At 42.1% G+C, this 22597-nt stretch carries 18 protein-coding genes; 10 read left to right on the forward strand and 8 right to left on the reverse strand.

Annotation, left to right across the window (positions count from 1 at the left end):
* The first annotated feature begins 37 nt into the window (after window positions 1-37).
* Window positions 38-223 (forward strand): CsbD family protein, encoded by a 186-nt coding sequence (locus J3P37_RS01435; RefSeq protein ID WP_256009205.1) that lies wholly within the window; start codon window positions 38-40, stop codon window positions 221-223.
* 362 nt (window positions 224-585) lie between these two features.
* Here the strand turns inward: J3P37_RS01435 and gap are convergent, their stop codons facing one another.
* The 3 genes from gap to pfkA are packed head-to-tail and all read right to left on the reverse strand — an operon-like array spanning window position 586 to window position 3426.
* A complete protein-coding gene (gap, locus tag J3P37_RS01440) occupies window positions 586-1584 on the reverse strand; it encodes a type I glyceraldehyde-3-phosphate dehydrogenase (RefSeq protein WP_256009206.1) in 999 nt (332 codons plus the stop codon).
* 4 nt (window positions 1585-1588) lie between these two features.
* Window positions 1589-2437, reverse strand: a complete 849-nt coding sequence (locus J3P37_RS01445; RefSeq protein WP_256009207.1) for a hypothetical protein — start codon at window positions 2435-2437, stop codon at window positions 1589-1591.
* Between the two features lie 5 nt (window positions 2438-2442).
* Entirely contained in the window at window positions 2443-3426 is a 984-nt protein-coding gene (pfkA, locus tag J3P37_RS01450) for a 6-phosphofructokinase (RefSeq protein WP_256009208.1), read from the reverse strand.
* A gap of 124 nt (window positions 3427-3550) precedes the next feature.
* On the opposite strand from pfkA, the gene J3P37_RS01455 reads away from it, so the two are divergent.
* On the forward strand, window positions 3551-4249 hold the full coding sequence (locus J3P37_RS01455) for an NUDIX hydrolase (RefSeq protein WP_256009209.1): 699 nt from the start codon (window positions 3551-3553) through the stop codon (window positions 4247-4249).
* A gap of 59 nt (window positions 4250-4308) precedes the next feature.
* On the opposite strand, the gene J3P37_RS01460 is transcribed toward J3P37_RS01455, so the two are convergent.
* Window positions 4309-5163, reverse strand: coding sequence for an N-acetylglucosamine kinase (locus J3P37_RS01460; protein WP_256009210.1), 855 nt, complete (start codon window positions 5161-5163; stop codon window positions 4309-4311).
* Window positions 5164-5292: 129 nt separating this feature from the next.
* Here J3P37_RS01460 and J3P37_RS01465 point away from each other — a divergent pair, with 129 nt between their 5' ends.
* From J3P37_RS01465 to J3P37_RS01480, 4 genes are all read left to right on the forward strand, one after another.
* Entirely contained in the window at window positions 5293-6315 is a 1023-nt protein-coding gene (locus J3P37_RS01465; RefSeq protein WP_256009211.1) for a threonine aldolase family protein, read from the forward strand.
* Window positions 6316-6405: 90 nt separating this feature from the next.
* Entirely contained in the window at window positions 6406-7218 is an 813-nt protein-coding gene (gene epsC, locus J3P37_RS01470) for a serine O-acetyltransferase EpsC (protein ID WP_256009212.1), read from the forward strand.
* A 15-nt stretch (window positions 7219-7233) separates the two neighbouring features.
* Window positions 7234-8106, forward strand: coding sequence for a cysteine synthase CysM (cysM, locus tag J3P37_RS01475; RefSeq protein ID WP_256009213.1), 873 nt, complete (start codon window positions 7234-7236; stop codon window positions 8104-8106).
* A gap of 40 nt (window positions 8107-8146) precedes the next feature.
* Window positions 8147-8626 (forward strand): hypothetical protein, encoded by a 480-nt coding sequence (locus tag J3P37_RS01480; RefSeq protein ID WP_256009214.1) that lies wholly within the window; start codon window positions 8147-8149, stop codon window positions 8624-8626.
* Window positions 8627-8888: 262 nt separating this feature from the next.
* Here J3P37_RS01480 and J3P37_RS01485 read toward each other — a convergent pair whose 3' ends face one another.
* Together J3P37_RS01485 and J3P37_RS01490 are read right to left on the reverse strand one after the other, a co-directional pair.
* The gene (locus tag J3P37_RS01485) at window positions 8889-11063 is read right to left on the reverse strand and encodes a S46 family peptidase (protein ID WP_256009215.1); all 2175 of its coding nucleotides are present in this window, start codon (window positions 11061-11063) and stop codon (window positions 8889-8891) included.
* A 122-nt stretch (window positions 11064-11185) separates the two neighbouring features.
* Entirely contained in the window at window positions 11186-11659 is a 474-nt protein-coding gene (locus tag J3P37_RS01490; protein ID WP_256009216.1) for a ribonuclease H-like YkuK family protein, read from the reverse strand.
* 145 nt (window positions 11660-11804) lie between these two features.
* On the opposite strand from J3P37_RS01490, the gene J3P37_RS01495 reads away from it, so the two are divergent.
* Window positions 11805-12677 (forward strand): prolyl oligopeptidase family serine peptidase, encoded by an 873-nt coding sequence (locus J3P37_RS01495; RefSeq protein ID WP_256009217.1) that lies wholly within the window; start codon window positions 11805-11807, stop codon window positions 12675-12677.
* 403 nt (window positions 12678-13080) lie between these two features.
* Here the strand turns inward: J3P37_RS01495 and J3P37_RS01500 are convergent, their stop codons facing one another.
* Window positions 13081-14418 carry a Gfo/Idh/MocA family protein gene (locus J3P37_RS01500; protein ID WP_256009218.1) on the reverse strand — a complete coding sequence of 446 codons (1338 nt, stop codon included), beginning with the start codon at window positions 14416-14418 and terminating at the stop codon, window positions 13081-13083.
* Between the two features lie 79 nt (window positions 14419-14497).
* Here J3P37_RS01500 and J3P37_RS01505 point away from each other — a divergent pair, with 79 nt between their 5' ends.
* Window positions 14498-15319 (forward strand): ion transporter, encoded by an 822-nt coding sequence (locus tag J3P37_RS01505; RefSeq protein ID WP_256009219.1) that lies wholly within the window; start codon window positions 14498-14500, stop codon window positions 15317-15319.
* Between the two features lie 30 nt (window positions 15320-15349).
* Here J3P37_RS01505 and ettA read toward each other — a convergent pair whose 3' ends face one another.
* Entirely contained in the window at window positions 15350-17032 is a 1683-nt protein-coding gene (ettA, locus tag J3P37_RS01510) for an energy-dependent translational throttle protein EttA (protein WP_256009220.1), read from the reverse strand.
* A 189-nt stretch (window positions 17033-17221) separates the two neighbouring features.
* Between ettA and J3P37_RS01515 the strand changes: the two genes are divergently transcribed.
* The gene (locus J3P37_RS01515; protein WP_256009221.1) at window positions 17222-19756 is read left to right on the forward strand and encodes an ATP-dependent Clp protease ATP-binding subunit; all 2535 of its coding nucleotides are present in this window, start codon (window positions 17222-17224) and stop codon (window positions 19754-19756) included.
* 113 nt (window positions 19757-19869) lie between these two features.
* Complete coding sequence (locus J3P37_RS01520) at window positions 19870-22593, forward strand: DNA gyrase/topoisomerase IV subunit A (RefSeq protein WP_256009222.1); 2724 nt, start codon at window positions 19870-19872, stop codon at window positions 22591-22593.
* Window positions 22594-22597: the final 4 nt, after the last annotated feature.

The following is a 22597-nucleotide window of genomic DNA, read 5'->3' on the forward strand; positions in this document are numbered from 1 at the left end:
TTCAGGTTTTACGTTTTTATAAGTAAAACCACAGAAAATGGATAAACTAGAATTAAAAGGTAAGTGGAACGAATTAAAAGGCAAAGCAAAACAAGCCTATGCGGACCTTACCGACGACGATTTGAAATATGAAGAAGGCCAGGAAGATGAACTTTACGGACGCCTTCAAACTAAAACCGGTAAAACCCGCGACGAGGTAATAAGCTGGTTGAGAAGTTTATAGTATATAATACATCAATCTAAAAAGCCCGACTGTCAGTTTTGATGGCCGGGCTTTTTTTTGTAGCGCTTAAATTACTATATTTGGTTTTGACCAGGAAACAGGTTAACCTTAAATACACACTGTTTGATTAAAAATCGTACTGCCGGGAATCTTCCCGGCAGTTTTTTTATGAAATAAGCACACACGGCACACGTGCGCTAGCATATGTTAGCTCAGGCTAGCGCACGCGTGCCGCGTGAGCTCTGGGCTAAAGCAATAGAATAGCGTAAATACTTCTGGTAGTTTATTAAATCTATTAGATCCTTTATACAAAAAAGCCCCGCAATTAGAATTGCAGGGCTTTTAAAAATAATATTGTGATCTTATTTCAAAGTACCGATCAATTGAACAAGGTCAATGATCTTGTTTGAATAACCCCACTCGTTATCATACCATGAAACCACTTTTACGAAGTTATCGTTAAGTGCAATTCCTGCTTTAGCATCGAATATAGAAGTACGAGGGTCAGTTAAGAAATCCTGAGAAACAACTTCATCTTCAGTATATCCTAAAATTCCTTTTAATTCACCTTCGGATGCTTCTTTCATAGCCGCTTTAATAGCATCGTACGACGCTGGTTTCTCTAAGCGAACAGTTAGATCCACTACAGAAACATCAGGTACAGGTACGCGGAAAGACATACCGGTTAACTTTCCTTTTAATTCAGGAATAACCAATGCTACAGCTTTTGCGGCACCAGTTGAAGAAGGGATGATGTTTTGGTAAGCTCCGCGGCCACCTCTCCAGTCTTTAGCTGAAGGACCGTCAACTGTTTTTTGAGTAGCAGTAACAGCGTGAATAGTACTCATCAATCCTTCCAGGATTCCGAATTTGTCGTTCAATACTTTTGCAATCGGTGCAAGGCAGTTTGTAGTACAAGAAGCATTTGAAACGATAGTTTGATCTGCTCTTAATAATTTGTGGTTAACACCCATTACAAAAGTAGGGGTATCGTCTTTTGCAGGAGCAGACATCACTACTTTTTTAGCGCCTGCCTGAATATGTTTACCAGCAGTTTCCTGGGTTAAGAACAAACCAGTCGATTCAATAACAACTTCAGCACCCACTTCATCCCATTTAAGGTTTGCAGGGTCTTTCTCTGCAGTTACGCGGATAGTTTTTCCGTTAACAACAAGGTTACCATCTTTAACCTCAATTGTACCATTGAACTTTCCGTGTGTTGAATCATATTTCAGCATGTAGGCCATGTAATCTGGTTCAACAAGGTCGTTGATACCTACAATTTCAATATCACTGCGTTCTGCAGCGGCCCTGAATGCTAACCGGCCGATACGACCGAATCCGTTAATTCCAACTTTCATTTTATTAATTTTTATTCGTGTAATAATTCAAAATATTAAAAATAGGCTTCCTTACTATCGCCGCAACTTCAAATCCGTAATCTGAAGCCGTTTGTTTCAGGATCCTCTGAAAAATATCAGCTACAGCACCTGTAAAATACAGCGGCAAATTTGGGTGTTTTTTTGCAAGTGGAAGTATATATGTTTCAAAATATATTTTCAGCCCACGTTTTACCAGTGTATCAACATATTCTGAATCTTTGTGCTCACCAAGAAATTCGGTAAATGAGGTGAGGTATAATACAGGCTGCGAATGCCGGTAAACTTTATCCAGAATCTGTTTTCGTTCCGGGTTGTATTTCTGAACAAAAATACTTTCAAATTTTTTAGGCATTGTATGAGTTAGGTAATCTTTTAAGAGCTGACGCCCTAACCAGTTTGCCGAACCCTCATCTGCCAGGATATACCCCAAGCCAAAATTGTTCTCTCTAACTTTTTTTCCGTTATAGTATGCGGCATTGGCTCCACTGCCCAGTACACATATTATTCCCGGATTGTGCCCTGCGGTTGCTAAAGCAGAAGCGCTCAGGTCGTGATCTACAATGACCCTTGCATACCTGAAAAATTTGGTGAAAGCACTTGTAATTATTTCTTTGCGCTCTTTTGAGGAAGCACCTGCACCGAAAAAATAAATTTTTTTTATTTCTTCAGCGTAGTTAATCAATTCGTTGTTTTTATTTAAAAGATTGCTGATGGCTTTTTTATCCGTAAGGTAAGGGTTAATGCCGACTGTTCTGAATTCAGAGATTATTTCACCTTTATCTGAAAGTTTCCAATCTGCATTTCTCGAACCGCTATAGATTACAGCAATCATTAATATTAAATTGATAAAATATGAGCCATTTCCATCAAATCATCTTCAAGCTTAAACGAGTGGTTGTGTATCGCCTCTTCCAGTTCAGTTAACTCAATTTTATTTCCTCTGAGACCTACCATTTTACGGTTCTCGCCAGCAAGAAGAGCTTTCACCGCTGCATAACCTAAACGGCCACCCAAAACCCTGTCAAAGGCGCTTGGTGAACCTCCTCTTTGTAAATGCCCCAGAATGGTTACTTTAACATCGTAAAAGTTGAATTTTTCTTTCACATGCTTCGCAACATTGTAAGCTCCCCCATTTTTATCGCCTTCAGCTATAATAACTATGCTGGATGATTTATTACTATCGGCGCCTTCTTCCAGCTTGTGGATGAGATCGGCTATAGCGGTTTCTTTTTCCGGGAGGAGGATAGCCTCAGCGCCGCCTGCAATACCGGCATGTAAAGCAATGCATCCAGAGTCGCGCCCCATTACCTCAACAAAAAACAGACGATCATGCGATGCTGCAGTATCTCTGATCTTGTCAATAGCTTCGATCACTGTATTTGTTGCCGTATCATAACCCAGCGTAAAGTCAGATCCATACAGGTCATTGTCTATAGTACCAGGGACACAAATAACCGGGATGTCGTATTCTCTCGAAAGTAATTCCGCACCCGTAAAAGTACCGTCACCGCCAATTGGAACCAGGGCATCAATACCTTCTTCTCTTAAATTTTTATATGCAAAAGCACGTCCTTCAGGAGTTCTGAAATCCATGCAACGGGCTGTTTTTAATATAGTGCCACCCATTTGGATAATGTGGCGAACAGAACGTGCGTCCATGTTAATGAACTTTTTGTCGATCATGCCCTGATATCCTTGCTGGATACCAACCATTTCTTTGCCTAAGTAAATACCTGTACGAACAACTGCACGAATACAGGCATTCATCCCTGGTGCGTCTCCTCCTGAAGTAAACACACCAATTTTTTTGATTGTTGCCACGCTCGATTTATTTTATTCGACGAATATAGGGTGTATTTATTACACTAAGCGAATAATATAATATTTTTTTCCACTTTTGTGATGACAATCATTATTTGAAGATTTCCTTAATTAATTATTTGTTTTGCAAACTGGGCTTCCAAAATTTCATTCTATATTTTCTGTTGACTGTGTCGTATTCGGCTTTGAAGACGGCGTGTTGAAAATTCTATTAGTTGAGCGGAATGAGGAGCCATTTAACGGTTGGTGGGCTCTTCCGGGATTCTTTGTGCAACATGATGAAGGTATTGACTATGCTGCTGAGCGAATCCTTTATGAGCTTACGGGCTTACGCGATATATACATGGAGCAGTTGTATACGTTTGGAGATGTGAACCGGCACCCTGAAGGCCGGGTTATTACGGTGGCATATTATGCCATGATCCGCTTGAGCGGTAAAAATGAGTTGCATCCAACAAGTAATATTGTCAAAAAAGCTTTCTGGCACCCTATAGCAGACCTTCCCAAGTTGGGTTTTGACCATACTGAGATCTTTGAAAAGAGCCTGGATAAGATCAAACGTAAGATCAGTTATCAACCCATAGCTTTTGAACTTCTTCCGGAGAAGTTTACGCTAACACAATTGCAGAATGTTTACGAAGCGATTCTTAATAAAAAGCTTGATAAAAGAAATTTCAGAAAGAAGATGCTCAATTATGGAATACTAAAAGAACTTGACGAAAAACAGCGGGGGGTATCATTCAGAGCGGCTGCATTGTATAAGTTTGACAGACGGAAGTATGCCAAACTGTTTCAAAAAGAACTTTCCTTTATGAAGGATTAAAAATGAATTCCTGATCAATAAGGTTTTGTTAGAGCGCCTTATTGATCAGGAATTACTACCTAGTCAGCCTGATGTTCGATATGGTATTGAACAAGTTCATCTATCGGAGACCGAACAAGTTTGCCCAGTTCCATTCCGTATTCGTTCGCTGTTTCTTCCAGGATATCTCTGAAACTGTAACCCACAGAACCTATGCAGTTAAACTTAAAGTCTTTATAATTTGGATAATGGCTAACCAGGTTGCCAAAGAACTCCGTAAAGGCAGTTTTTACCAGATTTCGGGTGTATTGACGGTCGGATGTTTCTTCATAAACAAACTTACTGAAGCTGGCACAAAAGCGATTTGCAAGTGGTTTGGTGTAAACATTGTCCTGAACGTCGTCTGGTGTCAGCTTAAATGTGTTCCAGAAGCTTTCGCGCACGCTTTCGGGCATGTAGCCTCGAAGATAATCGATCAGTAACTTTTTACCAATATGGCAACCGCTGCCTTCATCGCCTAGGATATACGCTCCGGAATCAATTTGCCGGGTGATATCATTCCCGTCATAAATACAGGTATTGGTACCGGTTCCAAGAATGGCAGCAAAACCTGGCTGATCTCCCAGAAGCGCACGTGCCGCAGCAAGTAAGTCGTGACCAACAAAGATCTTGCTCGAAGGGAATGCCGTCTTTAAACCCTCCCTTACAATTTCAGCTTTTTCGGCATTATGCACACCTGCACCATAAAAGTTTACCTCAGTAATTTTATCGAACTGAAGATCTTTCGGCAGGTTCTTTTGCAAAGAGTCAATAATGTACTCAAGGGTTACAAAGTATGGATTATACCCTTCCGTATTAAAATAAACCTTTTTATTTTCTTCGTTTAGCAGGCACCAATTTGTTTTGGTTGAACCGCCATCAGCTATAATTATCATTCGGTTGTATTTATTTTTAAGGCTAATGTAGAAAAAACCTGAAACTTAAATTTATAAAAAGCTTTATTGTTTTAAATTTCGTTAACGTACAAGAAATATAAAATCAATATAAATTGTTATGTTTAAATTATGATAGTAGACTTTCGAAGCGATACAGTGACACAGCCGACCCCCGGGATGCTTAACGCAATGTTTGAGGCGAAAACCGGCGACGATGTGTATCATGAAGATGAAACGGTTAATGCACTGGAAGAAAAGCTGGCGAATATGTTCGGGATGCAGGCTGGTTTATTTTGTCCTTCCGGTACTATGACCAACCAGATCGCTATTAAATGCTTAACCCATCCGCTTGATGAGGTTATTTGCGATCTGTCATCGCATGTTTACCAGTATGAGGGTGGCGGTATTGCTTTTAACTCAGGTGCTTCTGTGAGGACCCTGAAGGGCGATCGCGGGCGTTTAACTGCCGAGCTGATTGAGGCTAATATCAATCCGCATAATATACATCACCCCGAAACTCGTCTGGTTGTTCTTGAAAACACTTCCAACAGGGGAGGTGGAAGCTTTTATACCCTGGACGACATAGAACCCATTTACCATCTTTGCCAGCTTAAAAAGCTATCTCTTCACCTGGACGGGGCACGTATATTTAATGCGCTTGCTGAAACGGGCGACCACGCTAAAAATTACGGTCATCTGTTTGATTCCATTTCAGTCTGCCTGTCCAAAGGGCTCGGCGCCCCGGTGGGTTCAGTCTTGTTAGGTAGTATAGACATGATCCAGAAGGCCAGACGTATAAGGAAAGTGCTGGGTGGAGGAATGCGTCAGGCCGGTTACCTGGCTGCTGCCGGCATTTATGCTTTAGATAACCATATTAAGCGGCTAAAAGATGATCATAAACATGCAAGGATGATCGCCGAGACCCTTAGAAGCAGTGCTTCAGTCCAAAATATTCTCCCTGTAGACACCAACATTGTAATAGCGGAATTAGACAGGCATATTTCTGCTGAATCTTTTGTAGATCATTTAGCAGATCATGGCATTAAATGTGCGGCTTTTGGTAATCATATGGTTCGTTTTGTGACTCATTTAGGAATTGATGAAAATATGATTGACTACGCAGTGACCTGGATAAAAAAGGAATTGCATTAGCAGTACATCTTTTTTACAATCAAACAAGATTCTTTTTCCTAAAATTGCATAGCCTTTTTCCTTTCGGGTTTCTGGCTTAATATTTTTGGTATGAACGAGAAATTTTACCAGTATATCTTTGATAAGCATCAGCATATTGAGGCAGTGCCATCCAACAAGGATATTGCTGCATGGGCACTGAAAGTTATCCGCCTGTTATATCCTGAGCAATCAAAGACAATTTTTTCTTCTTTGCAGGAGATCGAATTGCAGATACAAACGCTTGAGGTTGAATTAGCGAAAGTAATGGATGCTACTACAGCATGCCGGGATTGTGATAATGCTCAAAAAGCAAAAGATTTCTTCTGCCAGCTACCTGAATTATACAGGATATTAAATACTGATGTAAGGGCCATATTAGACGGGGATCCGGCAGCAAAAAGTGAGTTCGAAGTTATCCGGGCCTACCCGGGTTTTTACGCTATTTCTTTTTACCGGATGGCACATATCCTGTACAAATTAGACATTCCCTTGTTACCTCGTATCCTTACTGAATATGCACATTCTAAAACAGGGATTGACATACATCCTGGCGCCGACATAGGGGAGTACCTGCATATTGATCATGGAACCGGTATTGTAATAGGTGAAACCACCAAAATAGGTAAATATGTGAAGCTTTACCAGGGAGTTACATTAGGTGCCCTGAGTGTAGAAAAACAGATGGCGTCTATGAAGCGTCATCCAACAGTTGAAGATCATGTGGTTATTTATTCGGGAGCTACTATTTTAGGAGGCGAAACGGTTATAGGAGAGCACAGTATCATCGGAGGAAATGTATGGCTTACTAAAAGTGTTCCGGCCCATTCTACCGTGTACCACGAATCCAGGATAAAAGTGGTAGAAAGGCAAATAAGAGATTAGATAAGAGATTATTCGATGGCAGGTATTATAGATTTAGTGGGGAAAACACCACTTGTAGAACTTCAAAAGTTAAACCCAAATCCCAAAGTTAAGATATATGCCAAGCTGGAAGGTAACAATCCAGGAGGAAGCGTTAAAGACCGCCCGGCATTAAATATGATTCAAAGCGCTTTACAGCGCGGCGATATTAAAGCAGGAACCCGGCTGATTGAAGCTACCAGCGGCAACACCGGAATAGCCCTGGCGATGATAGCACGGCTTTTTGATCTTGAAATTGAACTGGTGATGCCTTCGAACTCCACCCGCGAGCGTACCTTGATTATGGAGGCTTTTGGCGCAAAGGTAACGCTGCTAGAAAGTATAGAAGCTTGTCGCGATTATGCAGAGGAAAAAGGAGTTGGTGGAGAGTATTTCGTGTTAAACCAGTTCGGTAACCCCGATAATTACCTGGCTCATTACAAAAGTACAGGACCAGAAATTTGGGACGATACCCATGGCAAAATCACACACTTTGTTAGTGCTATGGGGACCACCGGTACCATCATGGGAGTTTCCAGGTATCTGAAAGAAAAAAATCCTGACATTCAGATCGTGGGTTGCCAGCCGACAGAAGAATCGTCTATTCCAGGCATCAGACGCTGGCCAGAGGAGTATCTGCCGGCAATTTTCGATGCAAGCAGGGTAGACAGGGTGATGGATATTTCGCAGCAGGCAGCTACAGAAGTTACACGAAAACTTGCTAAAGTGGAAGGGATTTTTGCTGGAATGAGCAGTGGCGGTGCGGCTTCTGCAGCTATCAGACTCGCTTCAGAAATAGAAGAGGGGGTGATCGTATTCATCGTTTGCGACAGAGGCGACAGGTATCTGAGCAGTGATTTATTTGGGTAAATAAAGAACAATTTTCGCGGATAATACTTTAATAGTATTTATGAGAGTATTGTCAGCTATTGGAGGTGGATTAGCAGGTGCTTTTGCCCTCACTTTATTACATGAAATAGTTCGAAGAGTAGATGAAGATGCTCCGAGAATGGATTTACTGGGTATGGATGCCATAGCCAAAGGCCTTACAAAAACCGGTCAGAACGTGCCCGATCATAACAGTTTATATGCACTTACTTTTGCAGGAGATATCATCAGTAATACTTTTTATTACAGTCTTGCTGCCGCAGGCAACAAAAAATATGTATTTCCGAAAGGAACCATGCTGGGCTTAGCTGCTGGTTTGGGTGCCTTGTTCTTACCGAAACAAATTGGCCTTAACCCAAGGCATAGCAACAAAACGTTAAAAACGCAGCTGTTGACCACCGGCTTCTATCTTGCAGGTGGTTTGGTGGCCTCGGTTGTGTCGAAAGCTATTGAACGCAAAAAAGACCGTAAGGTTGAACATCATCCACAGCTGTGGGTGTAAATTGAGAATTAATTCGGGGTCTGCCCGTAGTTTTGTGATAAGTAATGTGCGGCTGCAGACTACGGATTAATAAATAAATGAGATCTCCGACTCGAAAGGCGTCTAATATAAACCGCTTTAGCGAGTCGGAGACTCTTTTTAATGGGAGAATCCGGAGAGAGCTGCGCTAACTCTCGCGAACAGATATGGCTAGTTAGAAAATTATTTACACAAAAGGCAGCGATTAAATTGCTGCCTTTTGTGTTGTAAAATGTTTTGTTGCTTACTTCTTTATGTCCAGTTCCTGAATGATGTTTTGTGCACCGCCTAAAACATCTATACACCAAAGTACAAAGCGGATATCAACGCAGATCGTGCGTTTAAAATTACGGTCGAATGCAATATCACCCGACATCGCCTCCCAGTTACCATCGAACGCAATACCTATCAGTTCTCCTTTTGCATTCATCACCGGCGATCCTGAATTACCACCGGTTATGTCATTATTTGTGATAAAACCCACTACCAGGCTCCCGTCACTCCCATATCTTCCGTAATTTTTATTCCTATACGCCTCCACTAAATTGGCAGGGAGGTCAAACTCAGTATCGCCGGGAATGTATTTATCCATCATGCCATCGATGGTAGTGCTCACATTGTAGGTTATTCCGTCTTTGGGCGAATATTCTTTAACCGTTCCGTAAGAAATACGCATGGTAGAATTAGCATCCGGGTAGATCAGAGCGCCTTTGTTCTTTTCGAGCAGTGCCTTCAGGTATACTTTATCCAGGCTGGCTTTTTCCTTATCGAAATCGCTTAAGTAAGGATAAAGGTTTTCTTTTACATAGGACGGGGCTACAAGGTGCCTGGCATATTGATAGGCCGGGTCTTTTTCCAGTCGCTCTAATGAAGGCTTAGCCGCAAAAGATTTCAGTTTTTCAGGCCTGATAAGCTCCGAGTTATTCCAGAGGAAGTCGGTATAGGCACTAAAAGTCGGTTCTGCACTTCCCTTCCAGTATTTCTCAGTAATCTCTTCAAAAAACTTGGGATGCTGATTCTTAGGAATGTCTTCGTAGAATGAAACTAATATCCGGGTAAAGATCTTCTTATCTGCCGTTTGGTTATAAGTCTCCTCGTAACTGTTTATCAGATCCGTCAATGCAGCAGATATCTTGGTTTTATCCGCTTTATCGTTCTCTGAAGCCAGAGCAGACCTAATTTGTTGCACCTTACTTACCCAGTCGGTGGCCATAAAACCTTCGTTAAAATAAGTACGATGCTTCGCCCAGGGCTCATATGCAGCATAAACTTTCCGATAGTTGTTCATCAGATCCCGGTATTCCGGATTGGTGGCGGCCCACTGCACAAAATCTGCTTCCTGTTTTTGTTTCTCCTCAAATACATGGTGATCTTTTAGCTGTTCGGTTTGCCCGATATAGTATTTCCAGTAATTTGCAATCCGGGCGTACTTAGAGGAAAGCTTTAACCTTAATGCCACATCCTTGTCCATCTCTTCGCGCCAGGCTTTTAAGCGGATATCACGAAGTTTAACAATTGTTGGCGACACGTTCTCTGTAGCGAGTTTCACTCCATGCGAAGTTAAGAAGCGATCCGTACGTCCCGGATAGCCAAAGATCATTGCAAAGTCGGTGTTTTCAATGCCTTTTAAAGATACCGGAAGATGTTTTTTCGGAGTGAAAGGTTTGTTTTCTGCTGAGTACAAAGCAGGTTTGTTATCTTTTCCAGCATACACTCTGAAAACAGAGAAGTCGCCCGTATGTCTTGGCCAGATCCAGTTATCGGTATCTCCACCAAACTTGCCAATCGATTGAGGAGGAGTGCCAACCAATCTGACATCGGTGTATCTCTCATAAATATATAGAAAATACTGATTGCCCTTGTAGAAGTCCTTAACAACGGCTTCGTAATGAGTGCCCTTAACGGATTCTTCAGCAATCTTCTGTGTGATACCGGCGAGCGCCTTTGCCTGCTCGTCCGGGGGAACTGCCAAAAGCGCCTGGTTCACTTTTGCGGTGACATCGTCCATTCTGACCAGAAAGTTCACAAAGAGCCCGGGAATAGGCTTCTCCTCGCTATATGATTTAGCCCAGAAGCCGTTGTCGAGAATGTTATTCTGAGGAGTGGAATTGGATGCAACTGCATCATATCCGCAATGATGGTTAGTAAAAACCAATCCATTTTTGGAAACAATCTCTCCGGTGCAAAACCCGCCAAAAGAAACAATTGCGTCCTTAATGCTTGCTTTATTAATATTGTAAAGGTCTTTAGCACTGAGCTTGAAGCCCTGCTTTTTCATTTGGTCATAGTTTTTTCCGATCAGCATCGGTATCCACATGCCTTCATCGGCCTTAACGCTCAGGTTAAGGCTAAAAAGCATCAATACCAACACGAAAATCCTGCAGCTCTTACCAGTGTGTTTGTTGGAAAATTTAAACATTGTATTTTTATCTAGTATAATTTCCCCCAAAAATAAAAATACAGAACAAGCTTTCGGATGAATAGCCAAAAGATTTTACAGATTAACAAAATATCTTTCTGAGCCGTTTGAGGTTCGTAATCTTATTGCACCATCTTGTTTGCGCAGGTTGAACTTGCAAAGGCTTCGGGTTTAGCCTTAAACACAAAGCCCATACTCAGAATATACCCCATCGCTTCGTGTAATGCCTGATTCGATTTAAACATGGGGTTTGTATTAATATCCGCATGAACTTCCAGATCTACATCGTACAGATCAAGCAGATCGCACAGGGAATACGCTGTTTCAATAGATTTTTGTACCTCAGAAAGCATACGTTCTTTAATGCTCATCTTTTTTGTACTGCGTTCCTGCTGAATAAACATGAAGGCGCCTTTCTTCTCCCGAAGGAAAACGATAACAGTTGCAAAGTCTATGATATTGCCTTTGACCTGCGAGTCAGTGCCAATACATACCTTTAGTTTGTTCCCCAAATGATATTCTCTTTCGATTGCCCGCTCAACTTCATCCATAATTGGGTTTTGAATTAGTTCTCCGCTGAATTTTTTCCAGGCCATATATTTGATTTAAGTGATGAAATCGATTATATATTTGCTTCGAAGCTCCGTGATGAGGTTTACTAAAGGTAAACTAAAAAAGGTGAAAAAAATGTTTATTTTTTGTTAACATATTAACAATCAATTCGTACAACGTTTAAATCTTATGAAAAAAGAGAAAACGATTATGATGGGAAAACCAATTTTTGCCTTGCTTTTATTTTTTGCACTTTTTACTGCTTCGTGTGATAAAGTAGAAAACCTGATCGAAAAAACATTCGAATCAGAAGAGCTTTTGAATGTGTCTTATGGTAGCGATGCTAACAATACCATGGATGTTTATCTGCCTGCGAACCGTTCTGAAGATACTAAAATTGTATTTTTGATCCATGGGGGATATTGGACAAGCGGTGATAAAAGCGAATTCACCGAGTATCCCTCACTTTTAAGAAGAAAGGGCTTTGCTGTTGTCAATTTAAATTACCGTCTTGTGAATGCCAATGGGACTGTTGAATTGATCGATCAGCAGAATGATCTAAAGGCTGCTGTGAACTATGCCTACTCCAGGGCTTCAGAATGGGGGGTATCAAACCAAATTGGCTTGTTAGGCGCCAGTGCAGGAGGCCATCTTGCCTTGTTGTATACTTATTCGAATAATGCTGATGGCAAAGTTAAGACAGTTATTTCACTGGCTGGTCCTGCTAATTTAACAGATACCAGAAATGTGAACCTTCAATTGGCAGCAGGTGTTGAGCGACTGGTTGGCGCATCTTTTCTTACAAACATTCAGGCATTTCTGGATGCCAGCCCGATCAATAAAGTCAATAGCTCTACCAGGCCAACCCTTATCTTCCACGGGAAAAAAGATGTCATCGTCCCTGTTCAGCAGTCGATCGATTTAAAAGCAAAGCTTGACCAGTTTAATGTTGCAAGCAAGCTTGTGGTCTATGAAAACACAGGACATGAGGTTTTAAGCCAGGAAAATGCTGCCGGCTTTTTAACAGAGGTGGAAACCTGGTTAAAGGCAAATATTAAGTAAAATAGTAATAGTACCAGGAGAAACTTGGGATATATCCGGGAAGTTTCTAATAATTAAGGTGAGCTAAGGGCCAGATTAGCCGGACTGAAATCGCAGTTTAATCGCATTCGAGCGGTCAAGGTGCGGTGGAAGTCGGGTTCAGCTGCTGTTGAAGTGGGCTTAGCTGCCACAATCTTCCCCTCCCGGTTACTATACTGTTATTATAATCTGTCCTTCGTGTTCCGCAGGATCACTAAGGATTCAGAAATAAGAAAGAGTCTCCGACTCGCAAAAGCGCTATGTTTAACGCCTAACGAGTCTGAGACTCTCTTTTTGGGATAATCCTTAGTCCCCTGGCTCGCTTGAGCCCAGGCTACAGACTAAGGACAGCGCTAAGCAGACATTAAACCTGTCAAAGGCCAGACTAAGAGTTAACAGGCTTTTTGGCCAATGGCTTCAAAGACGTGAGGCTTTCAATTTTAACTGGCTTTCCTTTATCAATACTCTCACGGGCTGCTATTCCAACCAGAATCGACATGGCTCCATCCCGGCTTCCGGCAGCCTGTTTCCATTTATCTTCACCCGGATTAAAGAGTTGTTTCCTCAATCGAAGATCACCTCCTCCATGACCTGCTTCTGTATTGTCAATCCGGATATATTCAGTTTTGCCGAAATTTTTGGTCAATTGTAGCTCATCGTATTTTTCGACCTCCCAGGGCTGCCTTTCATGAATCCAGGCATCCAGTTTTCCCTCCGTTCCGTTAAAGGAGATCCGGTATCCTTCGTAAGGCGAATAGGTGGTAAGTGAGTAACTTACCTGTACATTATTCGCATATTTAATCTGGACGGCCATTTTATCGAAAATATCAATATCTTCTTTCCATACACAACCATCCCGGTGATACCCATCGTACTTTTCATTCTCAACATACAATTTAACCAGGCGTGGGTCTTTATTGATATCCCAGTAAAATTTGCATTTATCTTTATGCGGGCAGGGACGGCAGTGTGTATGCCTGAAAGGATTATTTTTACCATAATGCTCTAGGGAACCATAGGCAAATACTTCCTGCGGATCAGAATCAAGCCACCAGTTCAGCAAATCGAAGTGGTGAGTAGATTTATGCACCAATAAAGTACCGCCAAACTCCCTTTTGCGGTGCCATCTGCGGAAGTAATCAGCTCCGTGTGACGTGTCGAGATACCAATGAAAATCTACTGAAGTTACTTTTCCTATAGCCCCGCTGTTTAATAACTCATAGATCTTTTGGCGATGTGGCGAATAGCGATAATTAAAGGTGACATGGACTTTCCTACCCGTTTTTTTCTCGGCATCAAGAATCGCCTGGCACTTTTTTTCGTCGGTAGTCATCGGCTTCTCAGTAATGATGTCTGCTCCCGCCTCGAGGCCTTTGATGATCTGCTCATGGTGTGTGCTGTCCATGGTAGTCACAATGAGGATTTCTGGTTTGGTTTCCTTCAGCATCACATCAATGTCGGTGTAGGTAGGGCAGCTAAGTTTCAGCATTTCTTTTGCTGTTTTTACTCGCCCGGAATTCTTGTCGCATAAGCCAACAAATTCGACGAGATGGCCAAAATCTTTAAGGACTTCGACACCCCACATTCCCGTTCCCCGGTGACCGGTACCTACCATGGCAATCCTTTTTTTATTTTCCGGCAAAGCCGATGCTAATACGCTCTCAGAGAGCAGGGATCCGGCTATAACAGTGCCTGTTTGTTGTATGAATTTTCTACGATGCATTTTTGGTTAGTTTACTGATAAAGCTAGCTGTTTTCAGTTTACTAAGCAATGATTTGAATAATTTAGTTCTCTTTGTAATATGAGTAACGCAACAGATTCCTTTAAACAGAAACTATATACTATAATTTTCAGATCAGATACCAAAGCCGGTAAATTATTTGATATTATACTTCTGTGGCTAATCGTCTTAAGTATTTTCCTGGTATTTACGGAGAGCATAAACAGCGTCCGGCAAAGTTACCCCAGGGCGCTTCGGTTAGCCGAATGGGGATTCACTATAGCTTTCACTATTGAATACCTGTTGCGCATCTATAGCTCAAAAAACAGGCTCAGGTATATTTTTAGTTTTTACGGGATAGTCGATCTTCTTGCCTTATTACCCGGTTACATGAGTCTGGTGCTGCAAGGAGGGCAGTACTTTATTGTTCTGAGGTCAATACGACTGTTGCGTGTTTTCCGGATATTAAAACTGACGAGGTATCTGTATGAAGGAAACGTTCTTAAAACAGCACTGAAGGCCAGCTTGTATAAAATAACGGTATTTCTTTCGGCTGTAGTTGCTCTTGTAACTATTGTAGGAACGCTGATGTATGTTATTGAGGGAGAAAATAGCGGTTTTACAAGTATACCGATGAGCATTTATTGGGCTATTGTAACGGTAACCACTGTAGGCTATGGTGATATATCACCGGTTACTCCATTAGGCCAGTTTATTGCCAGCTTATTAATGATCACGGGATACGGAATCATTGCGGTGCCTACCGGAATCGTTTCCGTAGAGATGGCGAAAGCAAGTTTACCGGGGAATCAGTGTCCTAGTTGTAAAAATCCGATAGATCGTTTTGGGGCGAATTTTTGCAGTTATTGCGGAGTCAGTTTAAATGAAAGTACAAACAGCTAACAGTTGAGTCTGCTAGCTGTTTGTTGCATTTTAAGCAATTAGCTTTTTGTACTTGATCCGTTTAGGACCGGTATCTCCAAGCCGTTTCTTTTTGTTCTCTTCGTATTCAGAGTAATTACCTTCAAAGAAATAGACCTGGGAGTCGCCCTCAAATGCGAGGATATGCGTACAGATTCGGTCAAGGAACCATCTGTCGTGTGATATAATCACGGCACAACCGGCAAAGTTCTCCAAACCTTCTTCCAAGGCTCGTAAAGTATTTACGTCGATATCGTTGGTTGGCTCATCCAGTAATAGTACGTTGGAGTCTTTCTTCAAAGTTATGGCGAGGTGAGCCCGGTTTCTCTCCCCTCCCGACAATACTCCAACCTTTTTTTGCTGGTCGGCGCCATTAAAGTTGAATTTGGAAACATAAGCTCTTGAATTTACTGGACGGTTACCTAACAATATCGTTTCATTTCCGCCGGTGATGTTCTCCCAAACGGATTTTTCGTGATCGAGGTCATTATGCATTTGGTCAACATAACCCAGAGCAACCGTTTCGCCTACGCGGAAAGTTCCGGCATCCGGAGTCTCCTGGCCTGTAATTAACCGGAATAAAGTTGTTTTACCCGCACCATTTGGCCCGATAATACCCACAATACCTGCGGGAGGTAATGAAAAGCTCAGGTTGTCGAAAAGGATCTTGTCACCATAAGCCTTTGACACATTCTGGGCTTCAATAACAATATTCCCTAAACGGGGGCCTGGTGGAATAAAGAGCTCCAGTTTGTCTTCTCTTTCCTTTCCTTCTTCTGAAGCCATTTTTTCGTAATTCGCCAAACGGGCCTTGGATTTTGCATGACGGGCTTTAGGTGCCATGCGCACCCACTCAAGCTCCCGCTCAAGTGTTTTCTGGCGTTTGCTTTCAGTTTTTTCTTCCTGAGCCAAACGTTTAGATTTCTGGTCAAGCCATGAAGAGTAATTTCCTTTCCATGGAATACCTTCACCACGGTCCAGCTCGAGTATCCATCCGGCAACGTTGTCCAGGAAGTACCGGTCGTGCGTTACCGCAATCACCGTTCCTTCGTACTGCTGCAGGTGTTGCTCTAACCAGTCGATTGATTCAGCATCGAGGTGGTTGGTAGGCTCATCCAGTAGTAATACATCTGGTTGTTGTAGTAATAAGCGACATAATGCTACACGGCGGCGCTCTCCTCCTGACAAAGTGGCAATTTTGCTTTCTGGATCTGGTGTGCGCAATGCATCCATGGCCCTCTCAAGTTTCGAGTCAAGCTCCCACGCTCCCGTTGCATCAATTTTATCCTGAAGCTCTCCTTGTCTGGCCATAAGCTTATCCATAGCATCAGCATCTTCATACACTTCCGGCAAGCCAAATTTTTCGTTAATTTCTTCGTATTCCTTTAATATAGCTGTGATTTCGGCTACTCCCTCTTCGACAATTTCACGTACAGTTTTTTCAGGATCCAGTTCAGGTTCCTGAGCTAAATACCCTACGCTGTAACCTGCCGAGAATACAACTTCGCCCTGATAGGTTTTGTCAAGCCCGGCGATGATCTTCAAAAGAGAAGATTTTCCGGACCCATTTAAGCCGATCACTCCGATCTTTGCACCGTAAAAAAAGGATAAGTATATGTTTTTAAGTACTTGTTTCTGAGGAGGGTAAATCTTATTTACACCAGCCATCGAAAAGATTATTTTTTCGTCTGCCATTTTTTCTTGAAAATGAGAGCCAAATATCGACAAATAACGTAGCTAAGAGTAATTTTTGTTATATTAGAGTCTTATGGTTCGCTTTTACACCTTTGGCGTAATTGTTGATAAATTTTTTACACATCCCGCCCTTTGATTTATGAAACATTTTGATAGATTAGGGCGTTCAACACACAGAAAGGTTTTATAATGGAAGCTAAATTTTCACCTCGTGTCAAAGACGTAATATCATATAGCAGGGAAGAAGCGTTGCGGTTAGGACATGATTACATTGGCACCGAACATTTATTACTGGGGCTTATTCGCGAAGGCGATGGTATGGCCATCAAGGTACTAAAAGCGTTAGGTGTTGATACAGTACGTTTGCGTCGCTCTATTGAGGATGCGGTTAAAGGCACATCCGGCACTACAGTAAATCTTGGGAATATTCCCTTGACCAAACAGGCAGAAAAAGTTCTTAAGATTACATACCTGGAGGCTAAGATCTTCAAAAGCGATGTAATTGGCACAGAGCATTTGCTGCTTTCGATTCTACGCGATGATGACAACATCGCTTCACAGATTTTATTACAGTATAATGTAAATTACGACGTGTTTAAAGCAGAAGTAGAACAGAATAAAGAGGGTTTCAGAGATGAAATGCCTGGCTCGGCCGCAGGCGATGACGATTTTCGGGAAGAAGATCCTTCATTCAGCCAGCCGAAAAAAGTATCAGATATTAAATCAAAGACTCCTGTTCTTGATAATTTCGGTCGTGATTTAACCAAGGCTGCCGAAGACGGTAAACTGGATCCGATTGTTGGTCGTGAAAAAGAGATTGAGCGTGTTTCTCAGATCCTTTCGCGTCGTAAAAAGAACAATCCTATCCTTATTGGAGAGCCGGGCGTTGGTAAATCTGCGATAGCGGAAGGTCTTGCTTTAAGAATTGTTCAAAGAAAGGTATCGAGAGTTTTATTCAATAAACGGGTAGTTACACTTGATCTTGCTTCTTTAGTGGCCGGTACCAAATACCGTGGCCAGTTTGAAGAGCGGATGAAAGCAGTGATGAACGAACTGGAGAAATCTCCTGACGTGATACTCTTTATCGACGAGATCCATACTATTGTTGGTGCAGGCGGTGCTTCCGGGTCTTTGGATGCATCTAATATGTTTAAGCCTGCATTAGCCAGAGGAGAGATACAGTGCATCGGGGCTACTACTCTGGATGAGTATCGTCAGTACATTGAAAAAGATGGTGCATTAGACCGTCGTTTCCAAAAGGTAATGGTTGAGCCTGCTACACCGGACGAGACTATTGAGATCCTTAACCGGATCAAAGAGAAATACGAAGAGCATCACGCGGTAACTTATACTCCGGAAGCGATTAATGCCTGCGTTAGTTTAACATCCCGCTACATTACTGATCGTTTCTTACCAGATAAGGCTATTGACGCTTTAGACGAAGCGGGTTCACGCGTTCACCTGACCAATATCCATGTTCCTCAGGAAATTATTGATATTGAGCAAAAGATCGAAGAGATCAAGGTAGAGAAAAATAAGGTAGTTCGTAGTCAGAAATATGAGGAAGCTGCAAAGCTTCGTGATACCGAGAAGAACTTACTTGAAGAGCTGGATAAAGCTAAAACTGCATGGGAAGCAGAAACACGTACTAAACGTTACACCGTATCTGAAGACAATGTTGCAGAGGTGGTATCCATGATGACCGGCATTCCGGTTCAGCGTGTAGGTCAAACCGATAGTCAAAAATTATTGGCAATGCCAGAGCTGATGTCGGGAAAGATCATTGGTCAGGAAGATGCGATCAAGAAATTGACTAAAGCAATTCAACGGACACGTGCGGGACTGAAAGATCCTAAGAAACCAATTGGTTCTTTTATCTTCTTAGGTCCTACAGGGGTTGGTAAAACTGAGTTAGCTAAAGAACTTGCCCGTTTCATGTTCGACAGCGAGGATTCGCTAATCCAGATCGACATGAGCGAGTATATGGAGAAATTCGCGGTATCAAGACTGGTAGGTGCGCCTCCGGGATACGTAGGGTATGAGGAAGGTGGTCAACTGACTGAAAAAGTTCGTCGGAAGCCTTACTCTGTTGTGCTTTTAGATGAAATCGAGAAAGCTCACCCTGATGTGTTCAATATCTTGCTACAGGTGTTAGACGAAGGTCAGCTTACCGATAGTTTGGGAAGAAAGGTAGACTTCCGTAATACTATTGTGATCATGACATCTAATATTGGAGCGCGTCAGTTGAAAGACTTCGGACAAGGCGTAGGTTTCACTACCTCGGCGAAAGCTGTTCAGGCCGATTCTCATTCAAGAGGTGTGATCGAAAATGCTTTAAAACGTGCCTTTGCTCCTGAGTTCTTAAATCGTATCGATGATGTGATCGTGTTTAATTCTCTTTCAAAAGAGGATATCTTCAAAATCATCGACATCGAGCTTCAGGCTCTATTCTCGAGAGTTCATAGTCTTGGATACGACATCGCTTTAACAGACGCTGCCAAGGAATTTATCGCCGAAAAGGGCTACGATTCAAACTTTGGTGCCCGTCCTCTAAAACGTGCAATCCAAAAGTATCTTGAAGATCCGATTGCTGAAGAGATCCTTAAAGGCGAATTGGTTGAAGGTGATGTAATGGAAATTGATTACATCAAAGAAACTGAAGAAATTAAGGTCTCGGGCAAGACTCCTGGAAAGAAGAAAAAAGAAGAAAAGAAAGAAGAATAATTGAATAGATTCTAATTACCGAGCCCCGGAAGTGTTAAAGCTTCCGGGGCTTTTTTTATTCTCTTAAAAACAAAACTCCTATATTTACTCGATCAAGAGTTTTTTAGAATAGGATGAGTGAAGAACCTGTAAACAATCACAATAACGACGAAAAATTACATAACGTTACTTCAATTAATGGGCTGTATGAAAACTGGTTTCTGGATTATGCTTCGTACGTAATCCTTGACCGGGCTGTTCCTCATATAAATGATGGCTTGAAACCAGTGCAGCGCCGTATCCTCCATTCCCTTAAAGAACTGGACGACGGACGGTTTAATAAAGCAGCCAACGTTATCGGTAATACCATGAAGTATCATCCCCATGGAGATGCTTCTATCGGGGATGCCATGGTCCAGATTGGACAAAAAAACTTACTGATCGATACCCAGGGAAACTGGGGCGATCCGATGACCGGAGACTCAGCAGCTGCTCCCCGTTATATCGAAGCCCGTCTTTCAAAATTTGCGCTCGACGTAGTGTTCAACCCGGATACCACGGACTGGCAACTCAGTTATGATGGTCGTAACCGTGAACCCATTACCTTACCGGTTAAGTTTCCCCTGCTGCTTGCTCAGGGTGCCGAAGGTATTGCTGTGGGACTGGCAACAAAAATACTTCCACACAACTTCATTGAGTTGATAGATGCTTCTATTGAGGTGCTTAAAGGAAATCGCCCGGACCTGGTGCCTGATTTTCCTACCGGAGGAATGGCAGATTGCTCAAATTACAACGAAGGTCAAAGAGGCGGAAAGGTTAGGGTTAGGGCAAGAATTATCGAAAAAGATAAAAAGACCCTTGCTATTACTGAGGTTCCCTTTACCACCACTACAGGCAGCCTGATAGACAGTATTATTTCTGCCAACGATAAGGGTAAAATTAAGATCAGGAAGATAGAGGACAATACCGCTCAGAATGTAGAGATCATTGTCCATCTGGCACCCGGTATTTCACCGGATGTTACCATAGATGCTCTTTATGCTTTTACTGATTGCGAGGTTTCTATTTCTCCGAACACCTGTGTAATTAAGGGGGATAAACCTCACTTTATGAGTGTAAATGATATTCTCACTGAGAATACTCAGCACACTAAAAGTTTACTGAAGCAGGAACTGGAAATAAGACTGGCAGAATTAAAAGAGAAGATCTTCTTTAGCTCGCTGCTCAAAATATTTATCCAGGAAGGGATGTACAAACATCCTGAATATGAAAACTCGGGTAACTTCGAGGTGGTGATCAAGGTGCTTGATAAGCTTTTTGAACCATTTTTTCCGAAGTTTTATCGTACTATCCTTCCGGAGGATTACAAAAAGCTAATTGATAAACCGATGAGCAGTATCACCCGCTTTGATGTTAAGAAAGCGGATGAGCAAATGAAAACCCTGGAAGACGAGATCAAAGAAGTAAATCATCATTTGAAACACCTGACTGATTACGCCATAGCCTGGTTTCAAAAGATACGGGATAAGTATGGTAAAGACCGGGGACGTAAAACTGAGTTAAGAACATTTGAAAAAGTGGAAGCCGCTCAGGTTGCTTTGGCAAACGTGAAACTATATGTAAACCGTACAGATGGTTTTATTGGCAGTGGTCTGCGTAAAGATGAGTTTGTTTGTGATTGTTCAGACCTTGATGAAATTATAGTATTTAGAGAGGATGGCCGGTGCCTGGTGACCAAAGTGCAGGATAAGGTGTTTGTAGGAAAAGATATTTTGCATGTAGGTGTGTTTAAGAAAGGGGATGAGCGCACGGTGTACAACATGATCTATAAGGATGGAGGAAGCGGCGCGTCTTACATAAAACGTTTCAACGTGATAGGGGTTACCCGCGACAAAGAATATGATCTAACCAAGGGGACGAAGGGTTCAAAAGTATTGTATTTTACTGCTAACCCGAATGGAGAGGCCGAAGTGGTAAGTATTGCGCTTAAACCTCATTCCAAATTAAGGAAGTTACAAATGGACCTTGATTTTGCTGAAATAGCTATAAAAGGCCGGGGTTCTATGGGTAATACGGTGACCAAGTATCCTGTGAAAAAGGTCACGCTGAAATCTAAAGGTGTATCAACTCTGGCGGGAAGAAAGATCTGGTTCGATGATATTCTTAAACGTTTGAACGTGGATGGAAGAGGAAAGTACCTGGGTGAATTTGACGGACCAGATAAGATCCTTACAGTTTTAAGCAATGGTATTTTCGAGTTAACGTCATTTGATCTGACGAATCATTTTGATGATAAAATGATCCTGATCGAGAAGTATGATCCCGAAAAGGTTTATTCTGTTATCCATTTGGATGGTAAGTCAAAGAATTATTATATCAAACGATTTGTATTTGAAGATACAGCGGTAGGCAGACAAACCAGTATCATCAACGAGGAACCTGGCTCTAAGCTGGTGCTTATTTCGGGAGCTGCCCAACCCATTGTTCAGGTTGACTTGCTGAAGGGGAAAACTTTGACCCCTGAAACGATAGAGATCAACTTAGCAGATGCTATTGATGTGAAAGGGATGAAAGCACAGGGTAACCGGCTTTCGCCTCATGAGATCAAAAGTATTGAGTTAATGGCAGAACATGATGATCCGGAAGATGTGCCTGACCCGGTTCCAGAGGAGTCGCTGGAGGAAATAGTGGAGGCAGAGAAACTGGATGAGGAAGCCGAAAAGGAAGTGGTTGAAAAGACTGATATTCCTAAAAATGATGCTTCTAAAAGTGACGCCCCTAAAAAAGAAATCAAGCTTGAGATTACCAATCCCGAGGATGTGGATATAGATGATAAGGGGCAGTTAGGGTTGTTTTAATTTT

It is taken from the genome of Desertivirga xinjiangensis, assembly GCF_024436435.1.
GTDB lineage: Bacteria > Bacteroidota > Bacteroidia > Sphingobacteriales > Sphingobacteriaceae > Desertivirga > Desertivirga xinjiangensis.

Coding starts and splice junctions, on each gene's coding strand:
- J3P37_RS01435 (WP_256009205.1), top strand. CDS start 38: ATGGATAAACTAGAATTAAAAGGTAAGTGGAACGAATTAAAAGGCAAA.
- gap (WP_256009206.1), bottom strand. CDS start 1,584: ATGAAAGTTGGAATTAACGGATTCGGTCGTATCGGCCGGTTAGCATTC.
- J3P37_RS01445 (WP_256009207.1), bottom strand. CDS start 2,437: ATGATTGCTGTAATCTATAGCGGTTCGAGAAATGCAGATTGGAAACTT.
- J3P37_RS01460 (WP_256009210.1), bottom strand. CDS start 5,163: ATGATAATTATAGCTGATGGCGGTTCAACCAAAACAAATTGGTGCCTG.
- J3P37_RS01465 (WP_256009211.1), top strand. CDS start 5,293: ATGATAGTAGACTTTCGAAGCGATACAGTGACACAGCCGACCCCCGGG.
- epsC (WP_256009212.1), top strand. CDS start 6,406: ATGAACGAGAAATTTTACCAGTATATCTTTGATAAGCATCAGCATATT.
- cysM (WP_256009213.1), top strand. CDS start 7,234: ATGGCAGGTATTATAGATTTAGTGGGGAAAACACCACTTGTAGAACTT.
- J3P37_RS01480 (WP_256009214.1), top strand. CDS start 8,147: ATGAGAGTATTGTCAGCTATTGGAGGTGGATTAGCAGGTGCTTTTGCC.
- J3P37_RS01485 (WP_256009215.1), bottom strand. CDS start 11,063: ATGTTTAAATTTTCCAACAAACACACTGGTAAGAGCTGCAGGATTTTC.
- J3P37_RS01490 (WP_256009216.1), bottom strand. CDS start 11,659: ATGGCCTGGAAAAAATTCAGCGGAGAACTAATTCAAAACCCAATTATG.
- J3P37_RS01495 (WP_256009217.1), top strand. CDS start 11,805: ATGAAAAAAGAGAAAACGATTATGATGGGAAAACCAATTTTTGCCTTG.
- J3P37_RS01500 (WP_256009218.1), bottom strand. CDS start 14,418: ATGCATCGTAGAAAATTCATACAACAAACAGGCACTGTTATAGCCGGA.
- J3P37_RS01505 (WP_256009219.1), top strand. CDS start 14,498: ATGAGTAACGCAACAGATTCCTTTAAACAGAAACTATATACTATAATT.
- ettA (WP_256009220.1), bottom strand. CDS start 17,032: ATGGCAGACGAAAAAATAATCTTTTCGATGGCTGGTGTAAATAAGATT.
- J3P37_RS01515 (WP_256009221.1), top strand. CDS start 17,222: ATGGAAGCTAAATTTTCACCTCGTGTCAAAGACGTAATATCATATAGC.
- J3P37_RS01520 (WP_256009222.1), top strand. CDS start 19,870: ATGAGTGAAGAACCTGTAAACAATCACAATAACGACGAAAAATTACAT.